This window comes from Pseudomonas sp. 2725, assembly GCF_050434585.1.
In the GTDB taxonomy this organism is placed as follows: Bacteria; Pseudomonadota; Gammaproteobacteria; order Pseudomonadales; family Pseudomonadaceae; genus Aquipseudomonas; species Aquipseudomonas jessenii.
Genome location: NZ_JBNDIV010000004.1, coordinates 663,495 through 675,025, shown reverse-complemented (window position 1 = coordinate 675,025; position 11,531 = coordinate 663,495). Strand labels below are relative to the sequence as shown.

12 protein-coding genes are annotated in these 11,531 nt (G+C 59.5%); all 12 read left to right on the top strand.

Annotation, left to right across the window (positions count from 1 at the left end; genetic code table 11):
- Nucleotides 1–99: 99 nt before the first annotated feature.
- The 12 genes from pseC (at nucleotide 100) to fliS (ending at nucleotide 11,524) form a co-directional block, all read left to right on the top strand.
- Nucleotides 100–1,290, top strand: a complete 1,191-nt coding sequence (pseC, locus tag ABIE16_RS14550; protein ID WP_429521413.1) for a UDP-4-amino-4,6-dideoxy-N-acetyl-beta-L-altrosamine transaminase — start codon at nucleotides 100–102, stop codon at nucleotides 1,288–1,290.
- Nucleotides 1,290–1,910 carry a pseudaminic acid biosynthesis-associated methylase gene (locus ABIE16_RS14545; protein ID WP_429521412.1) on the top strand — a complete coding sequence of 207 codons (621 nt, stop codon included), beginning with the start codon at nucleotides 1,290–1,292 and terminating at the stop codon, nucleotides 1,908–1,910. Before pseC ends, ABIE16_RS14545 begins: the two co-directional genes overlap by 1 nt.
- Nucleotides 1,907–2,614, top strand: coding sequence for a pseudaminic acid cytidylyltransferase (pseF, locus tag ABIE16_RS14540; RefSeq protein WP_340315017.1), 708 nt, complete (start codon nucleotides 1,907–1,909; stop codon nucleotides 2,612–2,614). Before ABIE16_RS14545 ends, pseF begins: the two co-directional genes overlap by 4 nt.
- Nucleotides 2,611–4,116, top strand: coding sequence for a UDP-2,4-diacetamido-2,4,6-trideoxy-beta-L-altropyranose hydrolase (gene pseG, locus ABIE16_RS14535; RefSeq protein WP_429521411.1), 1,506 nt, complete (start codon nucleotides 2,611–2,613; stop codon nucleotides 4,114–4,116). The genes pseF and pseG overlap by 4 nt, the downstream gene beginning before the upstream one ends.
- Entirely contained in the window at nucleotides 4,109–5,161 is a 1,053-nt protein-coding gene (gene pseI, locus ABIE16_RS14530) for a pseudaminic acid synthase (protein ID WP_057715898.1), read from the top strand. Before pseG ends, pseI begins: the two co-directional genes overlap by 8 nt.
- A gap of 226 nt (nucleotides 5,162–5,387) precedes the next feature.
- Entirely contained in the window at nucleotides 5,388–6,314 is a 927-nt protein-coding gene (locus ABIE16_RS14525) for a ketoacyl-ACP synthase III (protein WP_056721553.1), read from the top strand.
- A gap of 90 nt (nucleotides 6,315–6,404) precedes the next feature.
- Nucleotides 6,405–7,697: a motility associated factor glycosyltransferase family protein gene (locus tag ABIE16_RS14520; RefSeq protein WP_429521410.1), complete on the top strand. Its 1,293-nt coding sequence runs from the start codon at nucleotides 6,405–6,407 to the stop codon at nucleotides 7,695–7,697.
- Nucleotides 7,694–7,960, top strand: a complete 267-nt coding sequence (locus ABIE16_RS14515; protein WP_057715896.1) for a hypothetical protein — start codon at nucleotides 7,694–7,696, stop codon at nucleotides 7,958–7,960. Before ABIE16_RS14520 ends, ABIE16_RS14515 begins: the two co-directional genes overlap by 4 nt.
- A gap of 241 nt (nucleotides 7,961–8,201) precedes the next feature.
- Complete coding sequence (locus ABIE16_RS14510; protein ID WP_057715895.1) at nucleotides 8,202–9,053, top strand: flagellin domain-containing protein; 852 nt, start codon at nucleotides 8,202–8,204, stop codon at nucleotides 9,051–9,053.
- A 72-nt stretch (nucleotides 9,054–9,125) separates the two neighbouring features.
- On the top strand, nucleotides 9,126–9,479 hold the full coding sequence (locus ABIE16_RS14505) for a flagellar protein FlaG (protein WP_340315027.1): 354 nt from the start codon (nucleotides 9,126–9,128) through the stop codon (nucleotides 9,477–9,479).
- Between the two features lie 83 nt (nucleotides 9,480–9,562).
- On the top strand, nucleotides 9,563–10,999 hold the full coding sequence (fliD, locus tag ABIE16_RS14500) for a flagellar filament capping protein FliD (RefSeq protein WP_429521409.1): 1,437 nt from the start codon (nucleotides 9,563–9,565) through the stop codon (nucleotides 10,997–10,999).
- A gap of 129 nt (nucleotides 11,000–11,128) precedes the next feature.
- A complete protein-coding gene (gene fliS / locus ABIE16_RS14495) occupies nucleotides 11,129–11,524 on the top strand; it encodes a flagellar export chaperone FliS (protein ID WP_090453820.1) in 396 nt (131 codons plus the stop codon).
- Nucleotides 11,525–11,531: the final 7 nt, after the last annotated feature.

The following is an 11,531-nucleotide window of genomic DNA, read 5'->3' as shown; positions in this document are numbered from 1 at the left end:
AGGCATGTTCAACGGAAAATCGATTTTCATCGCAGGCGGGACCGGTTCGTTCGGGTGTCGGATCATTCGGGACGCGCTGGTGCGTGTCTGGTTGCCAGCATGATTCCTTACGCTAGGCAAAGCCTTGATCAGGCGGACATCGATGCCGTGGTCGGTGTATTGCAGTCTGACTGGCTGACCCAGGGGCCGACCATCGAGCGCTTTGAGCGGGCGATGGCCGAACGCTGCGAGGCAGGTTTTGCCGTGGCGGTGTGCAATGCCACGGCGGCCCTGCACATCGCTTGCCTGGCGGCAGGGCTCGGCCCGGGCGATTGGCTGTGGACGACACCGAACACCTTTCTCGCCTCGGCCAACTGTGCTCGCTACTGCGGTGCCGAGGTGGATTTTGTCGACATCGACCCGCTGACCTGGAATCTCGATGCCGCTGCGCTGGCCGTCAAGCTGGAGCGGGCCGAGCGTGAAGGCCGGCTGCCGAAAGTGTTGGTGGCGGTGGCGTTCTCCGGGCAGAGCTGCGACATGCGCAGGATTGCCGCACTGGCCAGGCGATATGGCGTTACTGTGATCGAAGACGCGGCCCATGCCGCTGGTGCGTCCTACGCCGGGCGGCCGGTGGGTTGTGGCGAGTTTGCCGCGATGACCGTGTTCAGTTTTCATCCGGTGAAGATCATCACCAGCGCCGAAGGTGGCATGGTGATGACCAACAGCCCGGAACTGGCCGAGCGTCTGCAACGCTTGCGCAGCCACGGCATGACCCGGGATCCGCAGCAGATGACCGGGCCCAGCCACGGCCCTTGGTACTACGAACAGGTGGAGCTGGGCTTCAATTACCGCATTACCGACCTGCAAGCGGCCCTTGGTTTGTCGCAGTTGAACAAACTGGATGAGTTCATCGAGCGCCGGCGTGAACTGGCGGCTCGTTATGACCGCTTGCTGGCGTATTTGCCGCTGACCTTGCCTGGTGCGCAACCCGAGGCCGAGTCGTCATGGCATCTGTATGTGGTGCGGCTGCAACTCGATCAGATCGGTCTCACTCATCGTGAGGTGTTCGAGGGGTTGCGAGAGGCCGGGGTCGGTGTGAACCTGCACTACATTCCCGTGCATTTGCAGCCTTACTATCGTGATCTCGGGTTCGTCGAAGGTGATTTTCCGCAGGCAGAACGTTACTACGCCGAAGCCATCAGCCTGCCGTTGTATCCCTTGCTCAGTGATGAACAACAGGACTACGTGGTCGAGCAGATGCGGCAGCTGATCGAAATAATCCAGCCATTGCGGCGGGTGGGAAATGTGTGATGCATGAACTGACCGAGCAGGAAACCTTCTGGCAGGGTGAATTCGGCAACCAGTACGTTGAGCGCAATGTCGGGCAGCCGCTGGTGGCGGCCAACCTGGCGTTGTTCGCCAAGGCACTGACACGGGTCGGGCACATCGACAGCCTGGTAGAGCTGGGCACCAATGCCGGCAACAACCTGCAGGCACTGCACCAGCTGTTGCCGCGCTGCGAGTTGTTCGGCGTGGAAATCAATGCCAGCGCTTGTGCCGCGGCCCGGGCGTTGGGTATCGCACACATCTGGCAGGGTTCGCTGTTCGACTTCCCACGGGAACGCACCTTCGACCTGACCCTGAGCAAAGGCGTTCTGATTCACCTGGCGCCGGAGTTGCTGCCGGCCGCGTACGCGCAACTGTATGAGCTGAGCCAGCGCTACATACTGATCGCCGAGTACTACAACCCGGTGCCGGTCGAGGTCCCGTATCGCGGCAACAGCGGCAAGTTGTTCAAACGCGATTTCGCCGGTGAAATGCTCGATCGCTATGACGACCTGCAACTGGTTGATTACGGTTTTGGTTACCACCGCGATCGGCAATTCCCGGTGGATGACATCACCTGGTTTGTCCTGGAAAAATGCCGTTGAACAACGTCGCCATTATTCCGGCCCGCGGTGGCAGCAAACGCATACCCCGCAAGAATCTCAAGCCGTTTGCCGGTGTGCCGATGATTGCCCGATCGATTCAGGTCGCTTTGGAATCCGGGTTGTTTTCCCGGGTGGTGGTCAGCACCGACGACGAGGAAATTGCCGGGCTGGCGCGGGACTGCGGCGCCCAGGTGCCCTTCATGCGCCCGGCGGCACTAGCCGACGACTTCACGGGCACTGCGGCGGTGATCGCCCATGCCCTGCAAGCCTTGCGCGAACAAGGGGGCGAGTTTGATCGCGCCTGTTGTATCTACGCGACCGCGCCTTTGTTGCAATCGCGATTTCTTGTCCAGGGGCTGAGCCTGCTGGAACAGCATCCCGACAAGTCATTCGCCTTCTCGGTGTGCGACTTCGGGTTCCCGGTCCAGCGAGCCCTGACCCTTGATGATCAGGGGGCATTAACGGCGCTGTATCCGCAGTATCGTGATACCCGCTCCCAGGATTTGTCGATCGCCTATCAGGATGCCGGACAGTTCTACTGGGGCCGCAGCGATGCCTGGCTGCGTGGCGAGGTGTTGTATTCGCCGTACAGCCTGCCGGTCATCCTGCCGCGTCATCTGGTGCAGGACATCGACACACCGCAGGACTGGAAACGCGCCGAATACCTGTATGCCGCGCTGAAGGCCGGGGGTGAGCTGCAATGAGAGTGCTGATTCGCTCTGACGCCTCGCCAACCATCGGCAGCGGCCACATCGCGCGCTGCCTGTGCCTGGCCCGAGTGTTGCGCCGGCAGGGCAGTCATGTGGCGTTCGCCTGTCGCCTGTTACCGGGGCATCGGCTGGAGGCACTGCGGGCCGAAGGTTTCGAAACCTTCGCGCTGCCCGAGCGCTACAGCGATGAAGACCCGCAGCAAGCCATCGAGTCCATGCTGCCATGGCAGACGGACATCGCCGCGCTCGAGCCGCTGCTGGAGCACCAGCCGGCGTTTGACTGGATCATTGTCGACCACTACGGCCTCGATCATCGCTGGCAGACGGCCGCCCGGCGCTTTGCGCCACGGATCGCCGTGGTCGATGACCTCGCCACGCGGACCTACAGCGCCGACTTGCTGCTGAACCAGAATCTCTCGGGAACGCCAGAGGCTTATGCGTCGCTGCTGGCGCCAGGCTGCCGGACCTTGTTCGGCCCAAGGTTTGCCATGCTGCGCGACGAGTTCCGTTGCCCGGCCATCGAAATCAAGCCTCAGGCCCGGCGTGTGCTGGTAAATTTCGGCGGTTTCGACGCGGCAATGCAGACCCATCATGCGATGCTGGCGCTGGCAGACTTTGCTGAGCTGGAAGTCGATTTTGTCGCCGGAGCAGATAATCCGGCCTGGGCGCAGATGCAGGCGTTGGCGGTGAGTCGCCCGCATTGGCGCCTGCACAGTTTTGTCAGTGACTTTTATCGATTGATGACCGAGGCCGACCTGTTTGTCGGGGCGGGTGGCGGCACCAGTTGGGAGCGGGCGGCCATGGGGCTGCCGACGATTTGCATTGCCGTATCGAACAACCAGCAGGTCAACGGCGAGGTCATGGCGGTCGCGGGCGCCCATGTGTTCATGGGGGCGCGCGAGCAGGTCAGTGTCGAGCAATTGCGCCTGGCCATCGGCTTTGTCGCGGGTAACCAGGGTCTGCGCCAGAGCCTGGCGCGGCAATCGCGACAACTGGTCGATGGCCGGGGGGCGCAGCGAGTGGCGGCTGCGCTGGCCGGCGCGGTGCTGAGGGTGCGTCCGGCGAACCTGGGTGATGCGCAGCTGTTGTTCGACGGGCGCAACACCGAGGCCGTGCGCCACTGGTCGCTGGAGACCGGTGTGATCGAGTGGCCCGCGCATCAAAACTGGCTGACGGCGACCCTGAGCAATCCCCGGCGGCTGCTGCTGATAGCCGAGGCCGATGACGGTCCGGTCGGTGTGCTGCGTTATGACGTGCGTGGCTTTACCGCCGAAGTGTCGATTTATCTGTTCGAAGGCCGGTTCGGCCTGGGCTGGGGCAGGGCGCTGCTGGACCGTGGAGAAGCCTTTGTGAAGGCCCGCTGGCCAGAACTTGAGTCGCTCACCGCCCAGGTATTGCCCGCTAACCAGCCGTCGCTGCATGTCTTTCGCGAAGCCGGTTTTACCCAGAGTGCCTGCGCGTTCACGCGCGTATTGAAGGATCACGCAGATGACTAGCTTCAAGATTGGCGAGCGCCTGATCGGTGCCGATGCGCCGCCATTGATCATTGCCGAGATGAGCGGCAACCATAACCAGTCCCTGGACGTGGCGCTGCAAATCGTCGAGGCCGCGGCCAAGGCCGGTGCCCATGCGTTGAAACTGCAGACCTACACCGCCGACACCATGACCCTGGACCTGGCCGAGGGTGAGTTTTTCATCAAGGACCCCAACAGCCTGTGGGCCGGTAGTTCGTTGTACGCGCTGTACGAGAAGGCATACACGCCCTGGGAATGGCATGCGCCGATTTTCGCTCGCGCCAGGGAGCTGGGCCTGCTGGCGTTCTCCACGCCATTCGATGAGAGCGCCGTGGACTTCCTCGAAAGCCTCGACGTGCCGGCCTACAAGATCGCCAGTTTCGAAAACACCGACCTGCCGCTGATACGCCGGGTGGCCGCGACGGGCAAGCCGCTGATCATTTCCACCGGCATGGCCAGCATCGCCGAGCTCGATGAAACCGTGCGCGCCGCCCGCGAGGCCGGGTGCAAGGATCTGGTGCTGCTCAAATGCACCAGCACCTATCCGGCATCACCCGCGAACAGCAACCTGCGCACGATCGCGCATTTGCGCGAGTTGTTCGATTGCCAGGTGGGGCTGTCCGATCACTCCATGGGGGTCGGTGTGTCCGTGGCGGCGGTGGCATTGGGGGCAACGGTGGTGGAAAAGCATTTCACCCTCGACCGTGCGGCCGGTGGCGTCGACGCCAGTTTCTCGCTGGAGCCTTCCGAACTGGCCAGCCTGGTGATTGAAACCGAGCGCGCCTGGCAAGCCATGGGGCAGGTGCATTACGGTGTCACCGAGGCTGAGCGCCAATCCCTGGTATACCGTAGATCGTTGTATGTAACCCGGGATATGGCGGCCGGCGAGCCCTTCGACGGGACAAATCTGAGAGCCATCCGTCCGGGTCTCGGGCTGGCGCCCAAACACGCGCAAAGTCTCCTGGGACGCCGTGCCCGTCAGGCCATCAAGCGTGGAACAGCACTGGACTGGTCGTTGGTCGAATGACCCGTTGCCGTGCTGATTCGGCAAAATAGCGTGACCTGCGAGTCATAACGGGCATCTTCACTGTATTGTATTGACCGGGAAGATGGCGCCTGACCCTTTATCGGGTTCAGTGATGGCCCTCTACGCTTCCCGGCCGTCGCCTTGGGGCGACGCAAATCCAGGTTTGTCGGCGCCCCTCGATTCCTGCGAGTGGTGGTATTGGGCTGTTTATTATTGGGAAGCCGTAATGATTGGCATAAAGAGCATTGCGAGCTACGTTCCTGTAGCCGGCGTGGACAATTACGCACAAGGTGCAAAATTCGAGAAGGATGAAGAATTCATCCTGGGCAAGATCGGTTCGGCTTTCCTGCCGCGCAAGGGCGTTGATCAGGAAACTTCCGATCTGTGCGTTGAAGCGGCCAATGCGCTGTTTGCCAGCAACCCCGATTTGAAACGCGAGTCCATAGATGCGTTGATCGTTGTCACCCAGAACGGTGACGAAGAAGGCCTGCCGCATACCGCGGCCATCGTGCAGGACAAACTCGGCCTGCCGACCAACGTCGCTGCGTTCGATATTTCCCTGGGTTGTTCCGGTTACGTCTACGGCATTTATGCGATCAAGGGCTTCATGGAGGCCGCTGGCCTGAAGAACGGCCTGCTGATCACTGCCGACCCGTATTCGAAGATCGTCGACCCGGAAGACCGCAACACCACCATGCTGTTCGGCGATGCGGCCACGGCTACCTGGATGGGTGAGAACCCGACCTGGGCACTGGGCAAGGCCAAGTTCGGCACCGATGGTTCCGGCGCCCCACATTTGAAAGTCACCGACGGCGTGTTCTTCATGAACGGTCGCCAGGTGTTCAATTTCGCACTGCTCAAGGTGCCGGCGCATTTGCATGAGTTGCTGGGCGAATCGCAATTGAGCGCTGACGACATCGATGCGTTCTGCATTCACCAAGGCAGCGCGGCGATTGTCGACGCAGTTGCGCGGCGCTTCGAAGAGTGCCCGCAGAAGTTCATCAAGGACATGGTCGAGACCGGTAACACGGTGTCGTCGAGCATTCCATTGCTGCTGGAAAAGCATATTCTCGATTCCGAATGGAAGCGCGTTGCGCTCAGCGGTTTCGGAGTGGGGCTGTCATGGGGTTCGGCGATTATCTATCGTCCTTGAGTGAACGTCTTTTAATAAAAAGGCCGGTACAAAAAAGCGCTCAAGGGTTAACCTTGAGCGCTTTTTTGCTTGTAAGGAATGCGAGGTAGCATGAGCGAATGCTTTGAAGACAATGCTCAGGTTATCCAGCGTCGCTGGCCGTCGCTGTATGCGCGATTGAAAACGGAAGACCGCCTGGCCGTCGAGGTCGACCTGATCGAGGGGCGGGACTCGACGCTGTGTGTGGGTGGCATCCAGCTCACCAGCCGTCATGGTCGTCTGCGCGAGGCCCGCCTGCAGGCCGCCAGTCTCCCGCTCGACAAGCCACAGCTGCACGTTTACGGCACCGGCTTCGGCGATTTGCCTGCGGTTTTGCTGGAACGCGCCGGGCTTGAAAAACTCTATGTCCACATTCTCAACGGCGCGCTTTTCCTGTTGGTGCTGGAGCTGATCGATCAACGCCAATGGCTGGGCGATCCGCGCGTGCAATTGCTCTACGCCGGCGATCTGTCCGACATCTTCACGCCGTTTTTTGCCTTGCCCGCCGAAATGCTGCTGGCCGATGACCACAGTGCGAAGATTCGTGATCGGCTGGTCAGCGAAGTGCACTTGAGTTTCAACAATCGTGATTTCGACCCGCAGTCGCCGGTCATTCTGCAGCGCTTGCAGGACACCCTTGGACTACTGCTTGCCGATGACGATGTGGCTCGGCTCTTTGGCACTTGTCCCGGGCGCGAGGTTTATGTGATTGCCACCGGGCCGAGCCTGGAAGGGAATTTCGAGCGCTTGGCAGCGGTGCGCAACCAATCCCCGCGACCCCTGTTCATCTGTGTGGACACGGCCTACAAGCCCCTTCGCGAGCACGGAATCAAGCCTGACCTGGTCGTGAGCATCGACCAGCGCATCAGCGTGCTGCACTTGCCCGGTGACGCGTCCGAGGATATTGCGCTGGTGTACTTGCCATTGAGCGATCCACAAATGCTCAATGCCTGGAAAGGCAAGCGTTACGGTGGTTACTCCGCAAGCCCGATCTACGCCACGTTGCGCGAACAGCATCCCCGTGCGCTGCTGAACGTGGGCGGCAGCGTGATTCACCCGGCCGTGGATCTGGCGGTGAAGATGGGCGCGCAGCGCATCACGCTTTTCGGTGCCGACTTTGCCTTTCCAATGAACCGGACCCACACCGGCTGGAACGATGGTGACCTGGGGCCGCCGGTGAGTCAGGCCAGATACTGGGTGCACGATGGCCATGGCCAGAAGGTCAAGACGCAGTTGAATTTTCGCGGCTATCTGTGCGAGCTGGAGCGTTACATTGCCAGGCATCCCCAGGTCCTTTTCCTCAACAGCAGTCGGGCGGGGGCAATGATTGCCGGGACGCAGTTCAATCAGGATTTCGTGCGATGAAGCATCAGGCGATAGGTATCGAGGAATACCGGCAATGCGCCGGTTTGTTTCGCTTGGGGCGTGATGTCGAAGCGGCGTTGAACATGGTCGATCTGTTCGATGAGGCGCAGCGCCTGTTTTTGCAGGCGCCTCAGGACGTGCAACAGGCGTGGGCATCGTTGCTCAGGCAAATGCTCGCCTGCCAGGAGCGCCAGGATTGGCTGGGGCTCGCCGATTTCATGGAATATGAGTTGATCGAATTGCTCGAAAACATGCCGGCCTGAGGGCAACAACAGCTTTGGCACGGGCGTTTTCGGGCTGGACAGTTTTATGGCGTCATTTTTTCGCGGTTGAGGGGCGCTAAGCCCTTGTTTTCTCGGGGGTGGCAGGGTGATGGCATTTTTTTTAAAAAAAGCCCTCAAGCAACCTGCCAACCCGACGATAACTAATACGAAGGTTCTCTAGGCCATACCCGGCGGTTGCCAGGGCCGGAAGCCGCAGTACCCAACCAACGAGGAATTCGTCATGGCTTTAACAGTAAACACCAACACCACGTCGCTGAACGTTCAGAAAAACCTGAACCGTGCTACCGACGCTCTGTCGACTTCGATGGCTCGCCTGTCTTCCGGCCTGAAAATCAACAGCGCTAAAGACGACGCCGCTGGCCTGCAGATCGCAACTCGCATGGCTGCACAGATTCGTGGTGGCAATCAGGCAGTGCAGAACGCCAACGACGGTATCTCCGTTGCCCAGACCGCTGAAGGCGCGCTGCAAGCTTCGACCGACATTCTGCAGCGTATGCGTGAACTGGCTGTTAAAGCACGTAACGGCACCAACAGCACTGCTGACCAGACCGCTACCAACTCCGAATTCGCTCAGATGTCTGACGAGATCACTCGTATCTCTGCTTCCACCAATCTGAACGGCAAAAACCTGCTGGACGGTACCGCTGGTACCATGCAACTGCAAGTTGGCGCCAACACTGGTTCGGCTAACCGCATCGACCTGGTACTGAGCTCCAAGTTCGACGCCGTATCCCTGTCCGTAGGCAGCGGTACTGTTGTTCTGACTGGTGCAACTTCCGCTACCCTGTCTGCCAACATCGACAACGCGATCACCGCGATCGACGCTGCTCTGGCATCGATCAACGCCACCCGCGCAAACCTGGGTGCTTCGCAGAACCGTCTGACCAGCACCATCTCCAACCTGCAGAACATCGTGGAAAACACCACTGCTGCACAAGGCCGTGTACAAGACACCGACTTCGCCGCAGAAACCGCGAACCTGACCAAGCAGCAAACCCTGCAACAGGCTTCTACCTCGGTTCTGGCTCAAGCCAACCAACTGCCTTCCGCTGTACTGAAGCTGCTTCAGTAATTTCGGCAAGAGTTTGGGCGGGGGAGTGTGCTTGTCACGCTCTCTCGCTTTTTACGTTAAGAGGTGATGGGCATGGAGATGAGCGTAAAGCTTGGCGTGTCTTATCCGGCTCCCCAGCCAGCGAGCACCGTTTCGGATAAAGCGCCGGAAAAGCCTAAAGTCGCCAGCGAGACTCCCGTGGCGGAAAAGAAGCTGGATACGGATGACACTCACTTGAAGCAGGCGGTGCAGCAGATCGAAAAATTTGTACAGTCGATCAAGCGCAATCTGGAGTTCTCGATAGACGAGCAGTCCGGAAAGGTCGTCGTCAAAGTGATTGCAAGCGAAACGGGCGAAGTCGTGCGACAGATCCCCTCCGCCGAGGCCCTCAAACTGGCGGAAAGCCTGAGCAATGCGAGCCATGTATTGTTCGATGCCAAAGTTTGATGGCTGGCATGAATAGTGTTTGTACGTTCTTTGGGCGCTGGTAAAGGTCAAAAGAGTGGCAGCAACCTGAAGGGAGACGAAAAATGGCAAGTCCAATTTTACCGGGTACGGGCCTGGGCTCTGGCCTGGATATCGGTGCGATCGTTACTGCGCTGGTCAATGCCGACAAATCGGCGAAACAGACGCAGATCGATACCCAGACCAAAACCAACACGCTGAAGATCTCCGGTGTCGGTTCCTTGAAAAGCGCACTGACGGCCTTTCAGACGGCGCTGACCAATCTCGGTAGCAAGACCAATCCTGCGTTTGCGGGCTATACCGCAACTTCGGGTACCCCGTCGATCCTGGGTGCAACTTCCGACAATACCGCCGTTGCCGGTACTTACAGCGTTGTTGTGAATAACCTGGCCACCAGCTCGAAAGTAGCCAGTGCTTCTTTTGCCGGCGGTGCCGCCAGTGCCATTCCGAGTGGTACTTTGAAAATCAGTCAGAATGGCACTGATTACGATGTCACGATTCCAGCCAATGCGACCTTGCAGAGCACCCGGGACGCCATCAACTCTGCACAGGCGAGTAATGGTATTTCTGCCAACATCGTGACCGACAGCACGGGTGCGTCGCGTCTGGTGATCAGCTCCACCAAGACCGGCGCGGGTTCCGACCTGACGGTCAGCGGTATCGCCGGCCTTGAAATCGACGGCACCCAACCGATGGGCACCAACCCTTCGGCCTCCAGTTCAGGAGCTGTCAACGGGGTTGCGGTGGATGCATCGCTGACCATCGATGGACTGGCAGTGACCAGCAAGAGCAATACGGTTACCGGCGCGGTCAGTGGCCTGACCCTGAACCTGACATCTGTGAGCCCGGGTACGCCGCCGGCTGCGGCGACCGTCACCGTTGCGAACAACACCACCGGTTTGCAGACGTCGATCCAGTCGTTCGTTGATTCCTACAACACCCTGATGAACACCATCAACTCCCTGTCCAAGGCGACAGCGGATGCCGATGGCAACCTGACTGTTCAGGCGGCGTTTACCGGTGATTCGATGTCGCGCACACTGATCTCCGATATTCGCAGCGTGCTGACCGCTCCCGGGGCGGGCGGTCCATTGGCCGTGCTGTCGCAGATCGGCGTGCTGACGAATGAGAAAACTGGCAACCTGGCGTTCGATACAACGGCGTTCAACAAGACGATGGCCATCAACGGCATGAGCGGCCAGGTGCAGCAGTTGTTCAACGGTAGCAATGCTACCAACGGCCTGCTGGCGCGCATGGGCACTGTAATCAAGCCTTATGTGCAGACGGGCGGGTTGCTTGACCAGCGCAATACCAGCCTGCAGACCGTGAGCAAGAACCTTTCAAATCAGCAGACTGCGCTGGACTTGCGTGTCGCCAACATGACCAAGACGTTGACCGCCAAGTACAACGCAATGGACCTTTTGGTCGGGCAGATGAAAGCGACGGCGAGTAACATCACCTCGTTCTTCACTTCCTTGAACGCCCAGAAGTCCAACAGCTAGTCGTGAACTGACGATAAAAACCCGGCTACGCATTTTCGCGTGTGCCGGGTTTTTGTCTTTTGATCTAAAGTTCTCTGGCTCGCGGACGATACACTGGTCATACGAGTCTTTGTGGTAATGAGGTAGAACATGAATCCAATGTTAGCCCTTCGGCAGTATCAGAAAGTGGGTGCGCACGCCCAGACGTCCGAAGCAAGTCCGCATCGTTTGGTGCAGATGCTCATGGGGGGTGGCCTGGACCGTATTGCCCAGGCCAAAGGCGCCCTGGAGCGCAAGGACATTCCCGGCAAGTGTGTGTCGATCAGCAAGGCGATCGGCATCATCGGTGGTTTGCGTGAAGGCCTGGACCTTGAAAACTGCGCCGATGCCGTGGGTGAACTCGACAGCCTTTACCTCTACATGATGAAGCGCCTGGCCGAGGCGAACATCAGCAGCGATCCGGAGATTCTCGATGAGGTCGCGAGCTTGTTGCGCACGGTGAAAGAAGGCTGGGACGGCATTGCTGAGCCAGGTCCGCAGTTCTAAGGGAGAT